This is a genomic window from Kocuria marina, assembly GCA_014652975.1.
Taxonomy (GTDB): domain Bacteria; phylum Actinomycetota; class Actinomycetes; order Actinomycetales; family Micrococcaceae; genus Kocuria; species Kocuria marina.
The window spans coordinates 326,000-345,578 of sequence record BMZV01000001.1; the positions used below are offsets into that span (position 1 = coordinate 326,000).

16 protein-coding genes and 1 pseudogene are annotated in these 19,579 nt (G+C 67.6%); 8 read left to right on the top strand and 9 right to left on the bottom strand.

Annotated elements, in window-relative coordinates; genetic code table 11:
• Positions 1-117: 117 nt before the first annotated feature.
• The 7 genes from IE157_RS01620 to IE157_RS01650 form a co-directional block, all read right to left on the bottom strand.
• A complete protein-coding gene (locus IE157_RS01620; protein ID WP_193518931.1) occupies positions 118-864 on the bottom strand; it encodes an SDR family oxidoreductase in 747 nt (248 codons plus the stop codon).
• A gap of 111 nt (positions 865-975) precedes the next feature.
• Entirely contained in the window at positions 976-2,919 is a 1,944-nt protein-coding gene (gene menD, locus IE157_RS01625; protein ID WP_193518932.1) for a 2-succinyl-5-enolpyruvyl-6-hydroxy-3-cyclohexene-1-carboxylic-acid synthase, read from the bottom strand.
• 101 nt (positions 2,920-3,020) lie between these two features.
• The gene (locus IE157_RS01630; RefSeq protein WP_098054818.1) at positions 3,021-4,361 is read right to left on the bottom strand and encodes a sulfate adenylyltransferase subunit 1; all 1,341 of its coding nucleotides are present in this window, start codon (positions 4,359-4,361) and stop codon (positions 3,021-3,023) included.
• Positions 4,362-4,363: 2 nt separating this feature from the next.
• Positions 4,364-5,296: a sulfate adenylyltransferase subunit CysD gene (gene cysD / locus IE157_RS01635; RefSeq protein ID WP_035960192.1), complete on the bottom strand. Its 933-nt coding sequence runs from the start codon at positions 5,294-5,296 to the stop codon at positions 4,364-4,366.
• Positions 5,278-6,084, bottom strand: coding sequence for a phosphoadenylyl-sulfate reductase (locus tag IE157_RS01640; protein ID WP_231885587.1), 807 nt, complete (start codon positions 6,082-6,084; stop codon positions 5,278-5,280). Before IE157_RS01640 ends, cysD begins: the two co-directional genes overlap by 19 nt.
• On the bottom strand, positions 6,081-7,793 hold the full coding sequence (locus IE157_RS01645; RefSeq protein WP_064846686.1) for a nitrite/sulfite reductase: 1,713 nt from the start codon (positions 7,791-7,793) through the stop codon (positions 6,081-6,083). The genes IE157_RS01640 and IE157_RS01645 overlap by 4 nt, the downstream gene beginning before the upstream one ends.
• 243 nt (positions 7,794-8,036) lie before the next feature.
• Entirely contained in the window at positions 8,037-10,262 is a 2,226-nt protein-coding gene (locus tag IE157_RS01650; RefSeq protein ID WP_098054820.1) for a PhoX family protein, read from the bottom strand.
• A gap of 380 nt (positions 10,263-10,642) precedes the next feature.
• Here IE157_RS01650 and IE157_RS01655 point away from each other — a divergent pair.
• The 3 genes and pseudogenes from IE157_RS01655 to IE157_RS01665 all read left to right on the top strand — a co-directional run.
• Positions 10,643-10,938 (top strand): annotated as a pseudogene (locus IE157_RS01655) (IS3 family transposase); the annotation flags it as partial.
• 43 nt (positions 10,939-10,981) lie between these two features.
• Positions 10,982-11,527 carry a flavin reductase family protein gene (locus IE157_RS01660; protein WP_193518933.1) on the top strand — a complete coding sequence of 182 codons (546 nt, stop codon included), beginning with the start codon at positions 10,982-10,984 and terminating at the stop codon, positions 11,525-11,527.
• Between the two features lie 43 nt (positions 11,528-11,570).
• Positions 11,571-12,887, top strand: a complete 1,317-nt coding sequence (locus IE157_RS01665) for an MFS transporter (RefSeq protein ID WP_318281251.1) — start codon at positions 11,571-11,573, stop codon at positions 12,885-12,887.
• Positions 12,888-12,947: 60 nt separating this feature from the next.
• Here IE157_RS01665 and IE157_RS01670 read toward each other — a convergent pair whose 3' ends face one another.
• Entirely contained in the window at positions 12,948-13,961 is a 1,014-nt protein-coding gene (locus tag IE157_RS01670; RefSeq protein WP_193518935.1) for an o-succinylbenzoate synthase, read from the bottom strand.
• Between the two features lie 349 nt (positions 13,962-14,310).
• Here IE157_RS01670 and IE157_RS01675 point away from each other — a divergent pair, with 349 nt between their 5' ends.
• Genes IE157_RS01675 through IE157_RS01695 form a run of 5 tightly spaced genes read left to right on the top strand, consistent with a single transcriptional unit; the run spans position 14,311 to position 17,804 of the window.
• Positions 14,311-14,571: a hypothetical protein gene (locus tag IE157_RS01675; protein ID WP_131332413.1), complete on the top strand. Its 261-nt coding sequence runs from the start codon at positions 14,311-14,313 to the stop codon at positions 14,569-14,571.
• 3 nt (positions 14,572-14,574) lie between these two features.
• Entirely contained in the window at positions 14,575-15,915 is a 1,341-nt protein-coding gene (locus IE157_RS01680; RefSeq protein ID WP_064846680.1) for a glycosyltransferase family 2 protein, read from the top strand.
• Positions 15,912-16,562, top strand: coding sequence for a family 16 glycoside hydrolase (locus tag IE157_RS01685; RefSeq protein ID WP_193518936.1), 651 nt, complete (start codon positions 15,912-15,914; stop codon positions 16,560-16,562). The genes IE157_RS01680 and IE157_RS01685 overlap by 4 nt, the downstream gene beginning before the upstream one ends.
• Positions 16,563-16,602: 40 nt before the next feature.
• A complete protein-coding gene (locus tag IE157_RS01690) occupies positions 16,603-17,151 on the top strand; it encodes a hypothetical protein (protein WP_193518937.1) in 549 nt (182 codons plus the stop codon).
• A 5-nt stretch (positions 17,152-17,156) separates the two neighbouring features.
• Positions 17,157-17,804 carry a DUF2334 domain-containing protein gene (locus IE157_RS01695; protein WP_318281329.1) on the top strand — a complete coding sequence of 216 codons (648 nt, stop codon included), beginning with the start codon at positions 17,157-17,159 and terminating at the stop codon, positions 17,802-17,804.
• 197 nt (positions 17,805-18,001) lie between these two features.
• Here the strand turns inward: IE157_RS01695 and IE157_RS01700 are convergent, their stop codons facing one another.
• Entirely contained in the window at positions 18,002-19,528 is a 1,527-nt protein-coding gene (locus tag IE157_RS01700) for a catalase (protein ID WP_193518939.1), read from the bottom strand.
• Positions 19,529-19,579 lie beyond the last annotated feature (51 nt).

Genomic DNA, 19,579 nt, shown 5'->3' on the forward strand with positions numbered 1-19,579 from the left:
GCGGTGGTCCCGGCGGGGTCGGCCGGCACCCCTCGGGGCGCGCATCCCGCGCCGATGCAGCGCGCCCACCCGATCACGACGTCATGAGCGGCCCCTGCGGGAGGCGATGAACCGCGGTCAGCCCCGGTTCACCATCCCGGAGGGCCGCACCGAGATCACCTCGACCTGAGAATCCCGCGTGGCGTCCACTGCCGTGCGCACCGCCGCGGCAATCTGCTCGGGGCGGATCCAGTCCTCGGGGTGGTACTCGTTGCCCATGTACGCCTGCAGTTCCTCCTGCATGTCCGTGGCCACGCGCCCCGGGTGCACCGAGCTCACGCGCACGCCGTTCTCGCGTTCCTCCTCACGCAGCGCGTCGGTCAGGGCGCGCAGGGCGAACTTGGTCCCGGAGTACAGCGCCGCCGACGGGCCCGAGGTGAACCCCGAGCCCGAGTTGATGGCCACGACGTCACCGCCGGCCACGCGCAGCTGGGGCAGGGTCAATCGGGTCAGCTGGGCCACGGAGATCACGTTGACGTCGAAGATCCGCTCCCACTGCTCCCGCGTGGCCTCCTCCACCCGCGCTTGCGGTGCGATCCCGGCCGAGTGGACCAGCACGTTGAGCCCCTCGAACTCGTCCCGCAGGGGTTCCCACGCCGCGGCGACCTCCTCGTCCGAGCTCACGTCCGCGGTGAACGCCCGGGTCCCCGGACCCAGCCCGGCGAGTTCGTCGCGGACCCGCTGGACGTCGGCGGCGGAACGTCCGCCCACGAAGACGATGTGGTCCCGTGCGAGGTCCTGCACGATGGCCCGGCCGATGCCGCGGGTGGCGCCCGTGACGAGCGCGGTGCGGACGGTGGTCGTGTGAGTGCTCTGCTCAGTCATGACGCCATGCTAACGAGCGCCCCGGACACCATGGGCGGCGCATACGGCCGCGGCCGGCCCGGGACGGTACGCACGGCGCACGGTGAAAAGCATGTGAGCGCCGAGTGGCATTCACTCCCCCGCGCGATGCTCCCGTTCGGAGGGCTCGCCCTCAAGGTACTCCCGCACCGCTCGCGCACCGGCGTCCCTGGCGGCCACGTTGAAGTCCCGCAGGCTCTGCCGGTCCAGTGTGACCTCGATGACCCGCCGGCCGGCCACGGGTGCGGCGAGCGCGGCGGCGAGTTCGATCGCGGTGTCCGCGCTCACGTACTGGACCCCGTACGCCGCACACAGCTCCGCGATCCCCACCGTGTGGGGGGTTCCGAAGAAGCGCTCCACGGTCGCGGTGTAACGCGGGTCCCGGCCCAGGTCCCCGTGTTCCAGGGTCTGGAAGATCCCGCCGCCGGAGTCGTTGACCACGATTATGTGCAGGTCCGGAACGCGTTCGCCGGGTCCCAGGAGCAGTCCCCCGGCGTCGTGCAGGAACGTCAGGTCCCCCATGACGGCACGCACGGGCCGCCCCGTCCCCAGTCCCACGCCGTGCGCGGTGGCCACGGTCCCGTCGATCCCCGCGAGCCCGCGGTTGGCGATCACCGCCAGGGGCCCCCGGGCGCGGGCCACGAGATCCAGGTCCCGAACGATGTTGGAGGACCCCGCCACGAGTACCGACCCGTCCGCGCACGCTGCGTCCCACACCGCCCGCGCTACGTGCAGGCGCGTCAGCGAGGGTTGGTCGTCCGCGAACCGCAGCACCGCGGCGTCGGCGGCGGCTCCCGCCTCGCGCCACGCCTCGAGCCACCCGGGTTCCGCGGGTCCGACGGCGCTCGCTGCCTCCTCGAACGAGCCCACCGCGTCCTCGGGGCGCCTGCCGTGCTCGAACCACGGGGAGGGATCGGGTCGCACGGCGATCACCCGCACGTCGGGGCGCTTGAGCAGCGCCGAGACACGGCGACTCAGGGTCGGGCGGCCCACGAGGATCACCGAGTCCACGCGCTCACCGAGGGGTGAGTCCAGCACGCTCTCGTAGGACGGGATGGCGGCCTCTCCCGCGCGCGCCTGGGACGAGGGTTCGGCGAGCAGGGGCAACGAATGCTCCAGCGCGAAACGCTCGGTGGTAGGCCCCGCGCCGTCGCCGGCAAAGATGAGGGGATGCGCGGTGCCCGCGGTCGCCGAGGGTGCCGGGGGCGCCGAAGACTCAGAGTCGGAAGACACCCGCCGCGCGGCATTGGAACGCATATCCGCGCCGTCGGCCTCGGAAGTCACACGCACGGGCTCGTTCCATGGCGCCGACTCCGCGATTCGCACCGATTCGGCGGGCGGGAGGAACGGCTCCAGGAGCACCGACCACGGGTGCACCCGGATCCGCGCGGCACCCACGGAACGCACGGGCCGCACCTCCCTCGCGAGGTCGCGGGCCCAGCTGCGCAGGTGACGGTGGTCGTCGTCGCACACGGGGTACAGCGGATCGCGCAGGGCCACGTTCACATGCACGGGTCCGGGCGGATCCTGCGCATCGCCGGGTAGGGCGGCCAGGACGTGATCCAGCAGGGACTCGGTGTCCTCGCAGTGCTCCGCCCACGACAACTGCGGATCGTCCGGCGGCAGCAGGTCCACCGCCGCGCGCACGAAGTTGGCGAACATCCCGGGTTGCCGCGTGGTCTGGTTCGCGCCGGTGCCGCGCAGTTCGGGCGGGCGGTCGGCGCTGAGCACCACCAGGGGGACCCCCGCGTGGGAGGCCTCCATGACCGCCGGGAGCAGCTCACCCACGGCCGTCCCGCTCGTGGTCACCACGGCGCACGGCAGGCCCGTGGAGCGGGCGATGCCGAGGGCGGTGAAGGCGGCGTCGCGCTCGTCAATCCGCACGTGTACCGACAGTGCACCGCTGGCCTGCGCTGCGGCCGCGGCATATGCCAGCGGCGCGGAACGCGACCCCGGGGACACCACGAGGTGTTCCATCCCGCGCATCGCGAGGGCGCGCAGGACGGCGGTGGCCGAGACGAGGCTGGGGCTGATCACGCTCCAGAGCGTACCGACCGGCACCGACACGCACAGCGGCCCCGGTGCCGCGCCGTCGTCGACGACGTGGACCGGGGCCGCAAAGGTCACTCAGGGGTGGCTCAGATGGCCCACTCCCCCGCGTCCGCGCGGAGGTTACCCAGCACACCCGGGGTGTTGACGCTGTCGTCCTGCACCATGCCCGCGGCCTGCGTGCGACCGGACTGTGGGTCGATGAGCAGGAACGAGCCCAGCGCGTGCGACTGCGTGTACGCAGTGGTGAACAGCGGTTCGGCCACGCGCACGGTCACCCGGCCGATATCATTGAGCTCGAACGACTCCACCGATTCCGCGGCGAGGCTCTCGAGGTTCAGCCTCCCGTCGAGCGAGCCCACGATCCCGCGCACCACGCGCGTGGTGTGCTTGAGCAGCACGCGCTGGCCCTCGCGCAGGGGCTTCTCGTCGTCGAGCCAGCACACCACGGCCTCCACCGACTTGGTGCCCGACGGCGCACCGGCCGGTTCCGCGATCAGGTCACCGCGCGTGATGTCGATCTGGTCCGCGAGTGTGAGGGTCACGGACTGCCCGGCCACGGCGTACTCGGCGGGAGCCCCGGCCACGTCGATGCGCTCGACCGTGGTGGTGCGCCCGGCCGGTTGCACGGCGACCTCGTCCCCCACGGCCACCGAACCGGAGGCAATCTGGCCCGCGTAGCCGCGGTAGTCCACGAACTCCGGGGACAGTGCGGCGGACTGCGGGCGGATGACGCACTGCACGGGCAGCGCGAACCGTTCCGCCTGGGTGAGCTCGGACGAGTCCGGGAGGTTCTCGAGCCAGCTCAGCAGGGACGGACCGTCGTACCACGGGGTGTCCTGGGAGGCCTCGACCACGTTGTCGCCGCGCAGCGCGGAGACCGGGATGATCCGCAGGTCCAGCACACCCAGTTCGTCCGCGAGTTCGTGCAACTGTCCGCTCAGTTCCCGGAACGCTTCTTCCGCATCGGGCAACAGGTCGATCTTGTTGACCGCGATGATCAGGTGCGGCACCCCCAGCAGGGCCCCGACAGCCAGGTGGCGCCGGGTCTGCTCCATGATCCCGTGGGTGATGTCCACGAGCACGATCAGCGCGTCCGCGGTGGAGGCACCCGTGACGGTGTTGCGCGTGTACTGCACGTGCCCCGGGCAGTCCGCGAGGATGAAGCTGCGCGCGGGCGTTGCGAAATAGCGGTAGGCCACGTCGATCGTGATGCCCTGCTCGCGTTCGGCCCGCAGCCCGTCCGTGAGCAGCGCGAGGTCCGCGGCGTCCAGGCCGCGGGACTGGCTGACCCGTTCGATCGCGTCGAGCTGGTCCACCAGGATGTTCTTGGTGTCGTGCAGCAAGCGGCCCACGAGCGTGGACTTGCCGTCGTCCACGCTGCCGGCCGTGGCGATCCGCAGCAGGCTTGCTCGGTTCTCGGTGCTCATCTCTAGAAGTAGCCCTCTCGTTTGCGGTCCTCCATGGCGGCCTCGGACACGCGGTCGTCCGCGCGGGTGGCCCCGCGTTCGGTGAGGGTGCTGGTCATGACCTCAGCCAGCACCTCCTCCGCGGTCGTGGCCGGGGACTCCACGGCACCCGTGCAGCTCATGTCACCCACGGTGCGGTAGCGCACGGTGCGCTGCTCCACGGTCTCGTTCTCCCGCGGGCTCACGTACTCACCCACGGCGAGCCACATCCCGTCGCGGCTGATCACGTCCCGCTCGTGGGCGTAGTACAGCGGGGGCAGGTCGATGCCCTGCTCGGTGATGTAGGACCAGATGTCCAACTCGGTCCAGTTGGACAGCGGGAACACCCGCACGTGCTCACCGGGGCGGTGGCGCGTGTTGTACAGGCTCCACAGTTCGGGGCGCTGGTTACGCGGATCCCACTGGCCGAACTCATCGCGCAGGCTGATGATGCGTTCCTTGGCGCGGGCTTTCTCCTCATCACGCCGGGCGCCGCCGTAGACGACGTCGTGCTTGCCCTCCGTGATCGCGTCCAGCAGGGGAACGGTCTGCAACTGGTTGCGGGTGCCGTCCGGGCGCTCAGCCAGGCGGCCGTCGTCGATGTAGTCCTGGACCTTGGCGACCTCCAGACGGATCTTCAACCGCTCCACGGTGCGGTCCCGGAACTCCAGGACCTCCGGGAAGTTGTGCCCGGTGTCCACGTGCAGCACGGGGAACGGGATGGGGGCCGGCCAGAAGGCCTTGGCGGCCAGGTGAAGCATGACCACCGAGTCCTTGCCGCCGGAAAACAACAGCACGGGGCGCTCGCCCTCGGACGCGGTCTCGCGGAAGATGTGGATGGACTCGGCCTCGAGACGCTGCAGCTGGGAGAGTGTCACGGACTCGGAGGTGGTCGTGGTCATAGGTGGATCCCGCATTCTGTCTTGCCCACACCGGACCAACGACCGGCGCGGGGGTCTTCTCCGGGCGCGACCTTGCGCGTGCACGGTGCACACCCGATGGACGGGTAGCCCTGGCCCAGCAACGGGTTGACCACCACGAGGTTCTGCTCGGCGTAATCGACCACGTGGTCGAAGCTCCAATCCACCACAGGGTTGAGCTTGACCATCTGGTGGTGCTCATCCCACTCCACAGGCGCGGCGTTCGCGCGGTGGGGTGTCTCCTCGCGCCGCAGCCCGGTCACCCAGGCCTCGTAGCCGGCCAGGGCCTTGTCCAGCGGCGCGACCTTGCGCATCCCGCAGCACAGGCCCGGGTCACGGTCGTGGAGCTTGGGACCGTACTTGGCGTCCTGCTCGGGCACGGTCAGCTCGGGCAGCAGGGTCCGCACGTTCACTGGCCAGTCCGAGGCGAAGCGATCGCGGGTCTCGAGGGTCTCCGGGAAGTGGTAGCCCGTCTCCAGGAAGAGCACGTCCACGTCCTTGACGTGATTGCTCACCAGGGCGGGGACCACGGTGTCGGAGGCCATGGAGCACGCGACCGCGAGCTTCTTCCCGAAGGTCTCGGCGGCCCACGCGAGCACCTCGTCCGGGTCCGCATCCCGCAGTCCGAAGCGCTGCTGCGCCTCCTCGACGAGCGCCTTGAGCTCCTCGACGGAGCGGGTGCGTCCGGGGGAAGCGGCCGCGGGGTCCTGCTCGATGGTCGTGGTGTGAGCGGACGACGACGCGTCCGCCGCGCCGCTGTTGCCTGCGGTGTCGGTCCTGGTCATTTCAGTGAATCCTCCTGGGCGTTCAGGGCCCACTCGGCGAAGCTCTGGTGAGCCTCGCGCTCGTCGAGGAACGTGCGGGTGACACGCTCCACGTAGTCGGACAGGTCGTCTGCGGTGATCTTCAGCCCGCGCACGGTGCGACCCAACCCGCCCTCCTCGCGGTCCGGGGAGGCCAGGCCGCCGCCCAGGTGCACCTGGAACACGTACTCCTCACCGATGTACTGGCCCTTGAGGCCGATGTCCGCGGTCTGGATACGCGCGCACGAGTTGGGGCACCCGTTGATGTGCAGGGAAATGGGGGTGGGGATCTCCACATCCTGGAGGCGCTGCTCCATGTCGTCGATCACCCGTGCGGCAAGACCCTTGGTCTCCACGAACGCGAGCTTGCAGAACTCGATCCCGGTGCACGCGATCGTGGACCGGCGGAACGGGCTGGGCTTGGCGTGCATCCCCCACGGGCGCAGCGCCTCGATCAGGGAATCCACGTTCTCCGGGGCCACGTCCAGCACCAGGACCTTCTGGTGCGGGGTCAACCGGATCCGGCCGGAACCGGCGGCCTCGGCGGCGTCGGCGAGCGCCACGAGGGCGTCACCGCTCAGGCGACCCGCGGTCAGCGCGAAGCCCACGTACTTCTTGCCGTCGTTCTGTTCGTGGACCCCCACGTGATCCGCGTGACCCACGGCGCGCTCGGGGGCGGGACCGTCCGGCAGCTCGCGACCCAGGTACTCGTCCTGGAGCACCTGGCGGAACTTCTCCGGGCCCCACTCGGCGAGCAGGAACTTCAACCGGGCCTTGGTGCGCTGCTTGCGGTAGCCGTAGTCGCGGAAGATCGCAGTGACCCCGGCCCACACGGGCACGACGTCCTCCGGCGCCACGAACGCACCCAGGCGCTCCCCCAACCGCGGGGACACGGACAGTGCACCGCCCACCCACAGGTCGTAACCGGGACCGAGTTCCGGGTGGTTGACCCCCACGAAGCTGACGTCGTTGATCTCGTGCACCACGTCCAGGGTGCGGCTGCCGGTGATCGCGGTCTTGAACTTGCGCGGCAGGTTCACGTAGTCCGGGTTGCCCACGAACTCTGTGCGCAGCGCCTCGAGCTCGGACGTGGGATCGATGATCGGATCCGCCTCGACGCCCGCCACGGGACTGCCCAGGAACACGCGGGGGGTGTCACCGCACGCCTCGAGGGTCGTGAGCCCTACCGAGTCCAGGCGTTCCCACATCTCGGGGACGTCCTCGATGCGCAGCCAGTGCAGCTGGATGTTCTGCCGGTCGGACACGTCCGCGGTGCCGCGCGCGAAATCCCGGGAGATGCCACCCAGCACGCGCGTCTGCTCCGTGGTCAGCTGTCCGCCGTCTAGGCGGATGCGCTGCATGAAGTACTCGTCCGAGAGCGATTCGGCGTCCAGCTTGGAGGTCGACGCACCGTCCACGCCCTGCTTGCGCTGCGTGTACAGGCCCAACCAGCGGAACCGCCCGTGGACGTCGTCCGCGGGGATCGAGGCGTACCCCGTCTTGGAGTACGTGTCGATGATCCGCTGCCGGACGTTGAGCGAGTTCTCCTCCGCTTTGAACTCCTCGTTGTGGTTCAGCGGCGTGCGGCCGCTGACCTTCCACTGGCCCAGATCGGTACCCTTGCGGGGTCCGCGCACGCGGCCGGACGCCGCGGCGGGGGCCTTGTCCTGGGTGTCGGCGGAGGGTGTCATGGGTGCTCCTTGGGTGAGGGGGAGGCAAGTCGCTCCAACGTACCGAGCGAGCCCTCAGTGCAGCGATTCACCGTCACAAACACGTCACATAGCCGGCCTTCCCCCTGGTCACCCGCGGGTACAGGCCGACGTCGCTCGGCCGACACCGCGGCGTCGTCGCCCGCTGTGCCCGGGCACGACGACGCGGGCGGAACCGCGGTCCTCGCGATCCCGCCCGCGCATGCGTGCGGTGGTGCTACGAGCTCAGCCCTCGAAGGACTTGGGCGCCTGGCGAGCGCGGCGCTTGAGCTCGGCATTGCTCTTGCCCTGGTACCCGCGGTACTTGGGGCCGTTCTTGCCGTTCTTGCGGCGCTTGTCCTGGTTGCGGCCCTTACCCGGCTTGTCGCTCACGCCACCGGGGAACTCGGGCTGGTCCTCCCGGTTCTTGTGGAAGACCTGGACCACCGCGGGGCGTGGCATGGAGAACTCGCCGGCCCCGGCGCGCGTGGGCAGCACGTAGTCGGGGAAGTACGAGCGGGGCTGCTCGAACGTGCCGTCCTCACCGGGGTGCTGCACGGCCACGTAGACCATGCCCTCGGTGTCGTGGATCACGGGACCGCACGTCTCCGCGTCCTGCGGCACGGCCAGGAACTGCTGCACGCGACCGCGATTGGCACCCTGGAGGTCCACCTTGAACAGACCGTCGTTGTAGCCGATCTTGGAGGGCGCACCGTCCGTGGAGATCCACAGGTTGCCCGCCTTGTCGAAGGCCACGTTGTCGGGGCACGAGATCGGGGAGACCTTTTCCTTGGGGAACCCCCCGAAGTACGTCCCCGAATCCTTGGTGGGGTCACCGCACACGAGCAACAGGTTCCAGTCGAAGCGCGTGGCCTGGGGCCGGTTATTGCGCTCGGTCAGTTCCAGGATGTACCCGTCACGGTTGCCGGTGCGGGGATTGGCCTCGTCCACGTCCGCCTTGCCGGGCTTGCCGCGATCGGAGTTGTTGGTCAGCGCCGCGTACACCTTGCCGGTGTGGGGGTTGGGCTCCACATCCTCCGGGCGGTCCATCTTGGTGGCGCCGGCCTTGTCCGCGGCGAGGCGGGTGTAGACCAGGACCTCCTCCACGGACATGCCGCGGACCATGGACTTTCCACCCTTGAGCAGGGGCAGCCACTCGCCGGTGCCGTCGAACTCGCCGTCGCGGGGCAGCTGGCCCGTCCCAGTGATCTCGGGGGCCTGGGAGTTGCCGCGCAGCCGGGCCACGTAGAGGTCGCCCTCGGAGAGCAACTTCATATTGTGGGCCTTGTCGCCCTTGCGGTATTTGCGGGACGAGACGAACTTGTAGATGTACTCGAACTTCTCGTCGTCACCGGAGTACGCGACCACCGTGCCGTCGTCACCCACGCGCACGTTCGCGCCCTCGTGCTTGAAGCGGCCCAGCGCGGTGTGCTTGATGGGCGCGGAGTTGGGGTTCTGCGGGTCGATCTCCACGATCCAGCCGAAGCGGTTGGGCTCGTTCTTGTACCCCTCGATCCGGGCGTCGAAGCGCTTCTCCACCTCGGGCCAGCGGCGGGACGGCATGGTCGTGGGGAAGCCGTAGCGCTTCTCCTCGGCGGTGCCGGAGGTGATGAAGTACTGGTGCACGTTCTCCTCACCGGAGAGCACCGTGCCCCACGGTGTCACACCGCCCGAGCAATTGTTCTGAGTGCCCAGCACGCGCTTGCCGGTGGGGTCGTCCTGCGTCTTGAGCAGATCGGACCCCGCGGCGGGCCCGTCCATCACGAACGTGGTGGTCAGCGTGATGCGACGGTTGCGAGCGCCGCCGCGCACATAGGTCCACGGCTCCCCCACCTTGGTGCGGGAGATCTCCACGACCGACATGCCGTGCGCCTGGATCGCGGTCTTGACCATGTTGGTCAGGTTGGTCTTGTCGTAGCCCGCCGGGAACATGGTGTTCTCGTTGGTGTACTCGTGGTTGTTCACCAGCACGCCCGTGAGCCCGTTCGGGTCCGGGATGATGTCCAGATAGTCCGAGTTGAACCCGAACTGCTTGGCTTGCGCTTCGGGGGTTTGGTTCTTGGGGTCGAACTCCGGGGAGTCGTAGAACAGGGGGTCACCCCAGCGGATGATGGGCGACCAGTCGTAGCCCTTGGGCACCGAGAGGTCGTCCACGGTCATGTCCACGGGCTTGATGGGCGTGAAGTCCAGGCGGGCACGGCCCTGACCCCAGTAGGCGTAGGTGGCCTCGGCCGGCTGGGCGGTCGCGGCGACCACACCCACGGTCACGGCCCCGGCCATCCCCAGACCCAGGGCGGCACGGCGGCTGACGGCTGCGGAGATGACGTCGTGCACGTACTCGTTGCCGGATGTGTTCGCGTCCGGGGTCATGCACTGGCTACCGCACTTGAGTTCACACGTGAGCGGGCTTCGCTTGCCGTTGACGTGGCCCAGCATGGGCAACAGGCGACGGCGTTCGGGCGCTTGGGTCATGGCGTGGCTCCCTGGGTGGGACATGCGTTGATGCATGTCAGCGAGTGGTTCCGCTGCTCAGCCCACCATCACGGCGTGATCGCCACGCAACCACCGGGCGAACGACGGGTTAATTGCGCGTCCGTCACGGACCACCTTCGGGGCCCCGCGCGCCGCGTGCCGCATTGTGGCGACTTTGGGTCCCGGGCTGCATACAGGGGCGGGTTTCAACCCCCGTTGACGTGCTGGGGCAAGTTCGAGCCACCTCGGCCCCTCATCATGGATCGGGACTGCTGTACGGGGGGGGTGACATCTGATCTGGCTTGCCCGCCGGGCGGCCTGGAAGGATATGCACCATGCCCGCTGCATATCCCCGAGAGTTCCGCGAAGACGTCGTTCGTAAGGACGCGTTCTGCGGGTGGATCGTGGGCTACTCCATGGATTCCCGGATGAAGGCCCGCCTCGCGGTGAACGCACTGGTCAATGCGGCCACGCGGCGCGGGAATCTTTCTTCGCGTTGCTGTAGAAGAACGTCCTCGATCGCCGTCGCTGGCGGACCCGTGACGAGCTGCGGATCGCGATTATCACCTGGATCGAACAGACCTACCACCGGCGCCGTCGATAGGTTCGCCTGTGCCGTTTGACCCCGATGGAATGCGAGACCATTATGAACCCAGCCGTGGACCTCGCGGCTTGACAATAGAACTGTCACCTCACCGTGCAGCAGTGCCCATGCCTACATGGAGGATTTGAAAGCGCTGCACGGCAACCGTATCGAGGTTCACCTGGATGATCGGGGGAGAACTCTGGATGTCGCTGATCTCGTGAGCAACGTTGCCGATGGCACCGAGCTGTACATGTGCGGACCCATTCGCTTGATGGATGCTGTTCGCAGGGCGTGGTCCGATAACCGCCTGGACCCTACCAATTTGAGGTACGAGACGTTCGGGAACAGTGGATGGTACGAGGCCGAGCCCTTCGAAGTCCATATTCCCCGATTGAACTTCAGGACCACCGTGAATTCGGATGAGTCGATGCTCGAAGCGCTGGAACGCGGAGGTGTGGACACCATGTCGGATTGTCGCCGGGGAGAGTGTGGTCTCTGTCAGGTGAAGATTCTGGAGCTTTCCGGGGAAGCTGATCATCGAGACGTCTTCTATTCCGACCGCCAGAAGGCCCCGAACGCCACAATGTGCTGCTGCGTCTCCCGCGCAGTAGCAACTCGACCGGATTCAACTCCGGGAAACCCCGCACAGTCAGCCCTCGTAACCATCGACGTTCCCTGAAAGGCATGTTTTGGACATTCGCCGTAAGATCGACATTTCCAAGATGTCGGCATATCAATGGGTCATTGTTGCACTAGCCGCGTTTCTCAACGCCCTCGACGGGTACGACGTGTTGGCAATGGCCTTCACCGCGACCTCCGTCTCCAAGGAGTTCGAACTCACAGGAGCCCAGCTGGGCTGGCTGCTGAGTTCCGGTCTGATCGGCATGGCTGCTGGGTCACTCTTGCTGGGCCCGTTCGCTGATCGCTTCGGACGTCGCAAGATCTTGTTGGTCGCGGTTGGCATTAATGCCGCAGGTTTGTTCCTTTCCGCCACGGCGAACTCCGCCCTTGAGCTGGGCGCATGGCGAGTCATCACCGGGCTGGGTGTGGGCGGCATCCTCGCAACGGTTACGGTCATCACCAGCGAGTACTCCAATGTGAAGAATCGCGGCATGGCCATCAGTATCTACACCGCCGGCTACGGGGTGGGTGCGACACTGGGTGGAATGGGCGCCACCCAGCTGATTCCCGCTTTCGGATGGCGCTCCGTGTTCCTTGCCGGTGGCCTTGTGACATTGTTCGCAGCCGTTTTGATCCTGGTTATCCTGCCAGAATCAGTTGATTACTACCGTGTCCGACGCCCCAAGAATGCCGAAGAGAAGGTGGCTGGAATTGCCCGACGGATCGGGCTCAAGGGGGACGTTTTCCTGGGGGATGCACCCACCACAACCAATTCGTCACAGGGTAGCGTAACGCAGCTGCTTGGTGGCCGGTACCGGGTTTCGACCATCCTGCTATGGGTATCGTTCTTCGTCATCATGTTCGGCTTCTACTTCGCGAATTCATGGACGCCGAGACTTCTGGTTGAATCCGGGATGACGGAGCAACAAGGCATCGTGGGGGGCCTGATGCTGACCATGGGTGGAACCTTCGGTTCGCTGATCTACGGTGTTCTGACCATTCGGCGTAACGCGCGCGACACTCTCGTGGTCTTCACTATTCTTGCGGCCGTGCTATTGGTGGTATTCATTACTACTACATCAATTCCGGCTCTCGCATTCCTGAGTGGTGTTGTCGTGGGAATGCTCATCAACGGCTGTGTTGCGGGACTCTACACCGTGGCGCCTCAGACGTATGCGCCGGAGGTGCGAGCAACCGGTGTCGGATGGGGTCTCGGAATTGGCCGGGTGGGAGCCATTCTGGCACCCATTCTGGTGGGCACCCTCCTCGACGGCGGCTGGTCACCGACCCAGCTCTACATCGGGGTTGCGGTCGTGGTAGCTCTAGCTGCCTTCGCGGCCTCGCGCTTGAAGCCCCATATCGATACTCCTTTGGTTGAATCCGCCACCGAGGAGCCCACTCCGGCTGCCCGTCGCTGAACCGGACTTGCCAAGAAGGGGCCGATCCTACCCATGCGTAGTGTCGGCCCCTTCCGCCGTCTAAACGTCCCCGCCCCGCAGCACCTCGTACGTGCGGGAGATCCGCTCGAGCCACCAGTCACGGCGCGGGCCCGTGACCGCGTGTTCCGTCACCAGATCCTCGGAGACCGCCACGTCCCGCACCGGGAGGTAGCCGTCCACCGGGCGCAGGGGCTCGGCGGTGACGTCCGCGGTCATCAGGGACAGCGTCCCGAGCCCGCACGCGTACGGCAACTCCGGTAACGCCGCGGCGAGTGCCACGCCCGCCCGGATCCCCACCGAGCTGTCGATCGCGGAGCTGACGACGGCGGGCAGCCCGGCCTGCGCCACGATCTCCAGCGCCCGGCGTACCCCGCCCAGGGGTGCGACCTTGACCACGACCAGATCCGCCGCGTCGGCCCGAGCCACGGCCAGCGGGTCCTGCGCCTTGCGCACGGATTCGTCCGCGGCGATCAACAATTTGTTCCCCGCGCCCCGCAGCCGACGGCGCACGGCGGCCAGCCCCGGCACGGTGGCCACGGGTTGCTCGGCGTACGCGAGCTCGAACTCGCTCAGGGTGGTGAGTGCGCATACGGCGTCGTCCTCGCTCCAGCCCATGTTCGCGTCCACGCGCAGTTGCGCGTCCGGGAGGGCGGCGCGCACGGCGGCGACGCGAGCGACGTCGTCCGCGAGGCTCTGTCCGCGTTCGGCGACCTTGATTTTCACGGCGTGCACCGCGCCGCCGTACCCCGCAAGGACCTCCGGGACGCGCTCGGCGGGGACGGCCGGGACCGTGGCGTTGACGGGCACCCGGGTGCGCACGGGGTCGGGGAACCCGGTCCATGCCACCTCGATGCCCGCGCGCAACCACGACGCCGCTTCGGCGTCCTCGTACTCGGGGAAGGGGCCGAACTCGCCCCAACCCGCCGGGCCGTGGAAGACCACCGTTTCCCGGGCGGTGACCCCCCGGAACCGCACGCGCATGGGCAGGGAGACCACCCGAGCGGTATCGAGCAGATCGGACAGTGGGGGTATGGGCGTCACCGAAGAGAGCATGGCCCTAGGGTACGTGTCCGCCTTGATCGAAACGTCGGTTACTGTCCCCTGTTTGGCGTTACTGCATAGAGTTTGAGCCCATAACTTTTTATTTAAATGCATTTGTTTACATGCGAAACGCACCTTTATGCCGCTGCGCGCCGGAAGTCTTCCCTCGACACCCCACACCCCGTGGGCCGTTCGGCCCACGGAGCGTTCGCAGTCGCAATTACGTGCCACAACGCATGGTTGTGCCCGACGTATTCTGGAGGGGTCACAGGTGTCGTGAGTCCGGGGGGATGATCGCGACGCCACAGGGGGAATCGGGGGATTCGTGTTGCATGTCTTTGCGCTGTCCGAAATCGCGTCCGTGGGGGAAACGTTGCAGGCGTTCCTGCAGGGCGGCAGCCGCGTGCTGTTGATGATCGCCATGGTGCTGTTCCTGGCGTACCTGCTGTTCTTCCTCAGCACGGTGTCCATCGCGAGCGCCATCACCACGTGGCACCAGATCCGGCGCAGGCCCCGTCAGGCCGCGCACCCGCGCGAGATGGCGCCCGTGACCGCCGCCGAGGACCAGCCGTACCAGGAGCTGCCCGCGCGCGGTCGGCACGCGCTGAAGGTGAAGGGCTGAACCGTGATCCTGGTCTTCGGTCATCGTATCGACCTCATCCTGGTGCTCGCCGTGGTCCTCGTGGCCCTGAGCGTCCTGTACGGCATGTTCATCCTGGTGCTCTCCCGCTTCGAACCGCAGCGCTCGCAGCACCGTAGGGTGAAGATCGCCACCGTCCCCGGCCACCACAAGGTGGTCTTCGTGATCCCGTGCCTCAACGAGGAACGCGTCCTGCGGCCCAGCCTCGAGCGGCTCGTCGGCTTGGACCACCCGGACCTCCAGATCATGGTGATCGACGACGGTTCCGACGACGGCACGGCCGAGATCGTGCGCTCGTTCCCGGACCCGCGCGTGCACCTGTTCCAGCGCACCCTGCCCCACGCCCGCGAGGGGAAGGGCGAGGCGCTCAACGCCGCCATCCAGTACCTGCGCACGAGCGATCTGATCGCCGGGACGTCTCATTCTGACGTGGTCGTGTGCGTCATGGACGCGGACGGACGTCTGGACCCGCACGCCCTGGACGACGTCATGCCCCTGTTCAAGGACAACCGCCTGGGCGCGGTGCAGATCGGCGTGCGGATCAACAACCGCCAGCAGAACCTCCTGGCCCGGATGCAGGACCTCGAGTTCGTGCTCTACACCCACGTGTTCCAGCGGGGCCGCCGGCACCTGGGCAGCGTGGGACTCGGCGGCAACGGCCAGTTCGTCCGGCTCTCCGCGCTCGACGGGCTGGGTGTGTCCCCGTGGTCGCGCAGCCTCACCGAGGACCTGGATTTGGGCGTGCGACTGCTCATGGACGGGTGGCAGACCGAGTTCGTCTCCACCGCGTCCGTGCACCAGCAGGGACTCGTGGACGTCAAGCGCTGGGTCAAGCAGCGCACCCGGTGGTTCCAGGGCCACCTGCAGTCCTGGAACCTGGTGCCGTGGGTGCTGCGGGACCTCACCGGCAGCCGCCGGGCGGATCTCTTGTACCACCTGACGAGCCCGTTCCTATTGCTGCTTACGTCCTTCCTGTCCCTGGCGTTCGCCTTCTGGGTGCTGGACCTCGCGGTCGGGATCGTCACGGGTCACGCGGTGGTTTCCGGGTGGTGGCTCTCGTCCTACCTGATCGCGTTCGGACCCGCGCTGCTCTACGGGCTGGTGTACTGGTCGCAGGAACGTCACAGCGGTCTGAACCCGGTCAAGGCCGTGGGCCTGGTCCACCTCTACGTGCTCTACGCCATGCTGTGGTACGTGGCCGGCTGGAAGGCCGCGTGGCGCGCGGTGCGCGGCCACAACGGCTGGGCCAAGACGGAACGCGTGGTCGAGAACCAGGAGCAGGTGGACTCCTCGGCCCGGGAGCTCACGGTGGAGGCCCATGCATGAGGAAACGCGGCGTCGTCGTACTCGTCGCGACGATCGTGCTGGTGCTCGCGGTGATGGCCGTCATGAATAACCTGTGGCGCGTGCAGCCGTGGGCGGACGGGGAGGTGCACGGGCGCTGGCAGGTCATGTACACGGGCTACGGCACCGTGAAGGGCAACGACCGGCAGGTGCTGCTGGAACCCCACACGGCCGAGGCCGCCATCGTGACCCACGGGGCGCTCGTGCACACGGTGGAGGACTACGACGACGCCGACTTCGCCGTCACGGTGCGCACCGAGGAGCAACTGCGCCGTAATGACGAACCCAATGCGTGGGAAGTGGGCTGGGTGCAGTGGAACCTGCGTGACAACGACCACTTCTACGCGGTGGCGCTCAAACCCAACGGCTGGGAGATCTCCAAGCAGGACCCGGCCTACACGGGGGCGCAGCGGTTCATCGCGTCCGGTGGGGACCGGACCTTCCCGGTGGGCAGGGACTACCGGGTGGAGATCACGCAGGACTGGCCCAGGATGACGGTCACGGTGGACGGGACCGAACTGGCCACCGTCACGGACGAGGAGACTCCCTACCGAGGTGGCGCGATCGGGTTGTACACGGAGGACGCCAAGGTCCTGTTCCACGATTTCGAGATCATGGGGCAGGGCTGACGGGATCGTCCGCGCCGGGCTGGCGCGGGGTGCGCACGGCGTGCTCTTCGACAACACCGGTGCCGCCGCGGACGCCAACGCCATGCACGCGATCGCCACGGGCAACCTGCTCACACACTTCGGGAGGACCGAACTCAAGCCGGTGGCCGACTACACGGACGCCATGGTCGAGAACTACGACGCCGCGGTGTACATCGGCGCCGACCACCGCGTCCCGCTCCCCCAGGCCTTCCTGGACGACGTCCGCTCTACCGACAAGCCCGTGATGTGGTTGGGCCGCAACATCGAAGCCCTCGCGGGTCCCGACGGCGCGCAGAACGCCCAGTTCCGGGACAAGTACCGCCGGGACCCCCGCGCCGCGACCACGGTGGACAGTTCCAAGGTCACCTCGGTCGAGTACCAGGGCGAGAAGGTGCACCGGGAGACCCAGGGTGCCCCTGAGATCGTGGTCCCGTTCACGGGCACGAACGACAAGGTGGAGGTCCTGGCGACGTCGCAGTGCACCGAGCGCGGTAAGCCCGCCTCGTGCACGCCGAACGGTTCCCCGGAGGCCCCGTGGGCCATCCGCTCCGGAACCTCACCTATTTGACCGAGGTGCCCCTGGACTACATCGACGCGAACGACGTGTACCTGGTCTACACGGATCTCTTCTACGACCTCGTGGGTTCGGACGCCCCCGCGGTGAAGCAGGCCGCGGTGCGCCTGGAGGACGTGGGCCCGGAGTCCAACCCGAAGGACCTGCGCCGCGTGGCCCAGGACGACGTGGACGAGTGGAAGGACCGCCTGGACGCGGGACGCCCCGTGATGGAGCACGCCGGTCTGGGTGAGCCCACGATCTTCGAGACACCGCACTACGGCGGTTCCGTGAACTCGTACGTGGCCATGGCCCAGGAGTACGACGCGCGCTACGAACAGGGCGACTACTACGCGGGCATCCTCACGGGGCAACCCTCCGAAGCCGGTAAGTCCTACAGCCAGCAGTTCCCATTCACGGTGAGCGATATCTACGGCGGAACGGTGTACCCCGAGAACCTGGGCAACATCACCGAGGGCGAGCAGAACAACCATGCCGCCCGCACCCCGGAGTTCCTGGTCTCACGGGCCAATGCGAACCTGACCGTGCGCGAATCCACCGCGAGCTTCTTCTTCCACCCGTACCTGGACATCGAGTACCTCAAGAAGACGGTCACCGGCATCAAGAAGCTGGGGTACGAGTTCCGACCGGTCACGGAGCTGAAGTAGCGTCCGGGTCCGCGCCCCCGGGCGGGCACCCTGGACCCAGAACGCGCGAACACCCGGCCAGGATCACTGACCGGGTGTTCGCACGCGTGTGAACGTCAGGGGTGGGCGGCCCCCGGCGGCCGGGAGCCCGGCACGGTGGTCATCCCACCGCGCCCGGACCCACCGAACTCACCCGGGGTCCGTTCACCCCCGGAGCGTTACTCGCTGATCTCGGAGTTGCTCGTAGGGTCCTCGTCCACGCCCATGCCCGGAACCTCGGGGCTGGCGGCGTTGGACTTGACGGCCTCCTCGATGCGCTGACCGATGTTCTCGTCCACGTTCTTCCAGTACTGGAAGGCGTTGGAGAGCACCGGCTCCGCGACACCCTCGAGGGCGCCGGCCACGGTCTGCACGAACCGCGCGCGCTGCGCGTCGTTGAAGACCTCGCGGATCAGGGTGCCCGGCTGACCGAAGTCGTCGTCGTCCTGACGCAAGGTGTAGGCCTCGCGGACCAGAGCGCCGTCGTCCTCCCAGCCATTGTCCACGGGGCCGGTCTCGTCCGACCAGGAGTCACCGAAGGAGTTCGGGGCGTACACCCGCCGGGCACCGCTGTGGTGATACGTCATGCTGCCCTCGAAGTTGTAGGTGTGCACCTCGTTGATCGGGCGGTTGACCGGCAGCTGCTGGAAGTTGGTGCCGATGCGGTAGAGCTGGGCGTCCGCGTACGCGAAGTTGCGGCCCAGCAGCATCTTGTCCGGGGAATTGCCGGTGCCAGGAACCATGTTCGCCGGGGAGAACGCGGCCTGCTCGATCTCCGCGAAGAAGTTCTCCGGGTTGCGGTTCAGGGTCATGGTGCCGACCTTGTGCCGCGGGTAGTCCTTCTGGGGCCAGACCTTGGTCAGGTCGAAGGGGTTGAAGCGGTAGGTCTTGGCCTCCTCGTACGGCATGATCTGCCAGTACAGGTCCCACTTGGGGAACTCGCCGTTCTTGATGGCGTCGAAGAGGTCGCGGCGGTGGACGTCACCGTCGGCACCGGCCAGGCGCTCGGCCTCCTCGTTGGAGAGGTTCTCCACACCCTGCTGGGAGATGAAGGCCCACTTGACCCAGAACTTCTCGCCCTGCTCGTTGACGAGCATGTAGGTGTGCGAGCTGTAACCGTTCATGTGACGCCAGGTCTTGGGCAGACCGCGCTCGCCCATGAGGTAGGTGACCTGGTGTGCGGACTCGGGGTTGTTGGTCCAGAAGTCCCACTGCATGGTGCCGTCACGCAGGCCGGAGTCCGGCAGGCGCTTCTGGGAGCGGATGAAGTGCGGGAACTTCATGGGGTCGCGCACGAAGAACACCGGGGTGTTGTTGCCCACGAGGTCGAAGTTGCCTTCTTCGGTGTAGAACTTCAGGGCGAAGCCACGGACGTCACGCCAGGTGTCCGGGGAGCCCAGCTCGCCGGCCACGGTGGAAAAGCGAGCCAGCATCTCGGTCTTCTTACCCGGCTGCAGGAAGTCCGCCTTGGTCCACTGCGAGACGTCCTCGGTGATCTCCAGGGTGCCGAACGCGCCCGCGCCCTTGGCGTGGGGACGACGCTCGGGAACGTTCATCCGGTTGAAGTGCTGCAGGGTCTCCACCAGGTGGTGGTCGTGCAGCACGATGGCTCCGTCGCGGCCCGTGGTCAGCGAGTTGCGGTCGCTGACAGCGGGAATGCCGGCCTGGGTCGTGGACCCGGTGGCGTGCGGGGTGGGTTCCGTCATCGCGTACTCCTTGATGGGGTTGGGATGGGTGGGTGAACCGGTGACCCGGAT

What these genes read in the sequence shown, in the direction of transcription:
- IE157_RS01620 (WP_193518931.1), bottom strand. Translation starts at nt 864, where the DNA reads ATGACTGAGCAGAGCACTCACACGACCACCGTCCGCACCGCGCTCGTC.
- IE157_RS01630 (WP_098054818.1), bottom strand. Translation starts at nt 4,361, where the DNA reads ATGAGCACCGAGAACCGAGCAAGCCTGCTGCGGATCGCCACGGCCGGC.
- cysD (WP_035960192.1), bottom strand. Translation starts at nt 5,296, where the DNA reads ATGCGGGATCCACCTATGACCACGACCACCTCCGAGTCCGTGACACTC.
- IE157_RS01640 (WP_231885587.1), bottom strand. Translation starts at nt 6,084, where the DNA reads ATGACCAGGACCGACACCGCAGGCAACAGCGGCGCGGCGGACGCGTCG.
- IE157_RS01645 (WP_064846686.1), bottom strand. Translation starts at nt 7,793, where the DNA reads ATGACACCCTCCGCCGACACCCAGGACAAGGCCCCCGCCGCGGCGTCC.
- IE157_RS01650 (WP_098054820.1), bottom strand. Translation starts at nt 10,262, where the DNA reads ATGACCCAAGCGCCCGAACGCCGTCGCCTGTTGCCCATGCTGGGCCAC.
- IE157_RS01660 (WP_193518933.1), top strand. Translation starts at nt 10,982, where the DNA reads ATGGAGGATTTGAAAGCGCTGCACGGCAACCGTATCGAGGTTCACCTG.
- IE157_RS01665 (WP_318281251.1), top strand. Translation starts at nt 11,571, where the DNA reads ATGTCGGCATATCAATGGGTCATTGTTGCACTAGCCGCGTTTCTCAAC.
- IE157_RS01670 (WP_193518935.1), bottom strand. Translation starts at nt 13,961, where the DNA reads ATGCTCTCTTCGGTGACGCCCATACCCCCACTGTCCGATCTGCTCGAT.
- IE157_RS01685 (WP_193518936.1), top strand. Translation starts at nt 15,912, where the DNA reads ATGAGGAAACGCGGCGTCGTCGTACTCGTCGCGACGATCGTGCTGGTG.
- IE157_RS01700 (WP_193518939.1), bottom strand. Translation starts at nt 19,528, where the DNA reads ATGACGGAACCCACCCCGCACGCCACCGGGTCCACGACCCAGGCCGGC.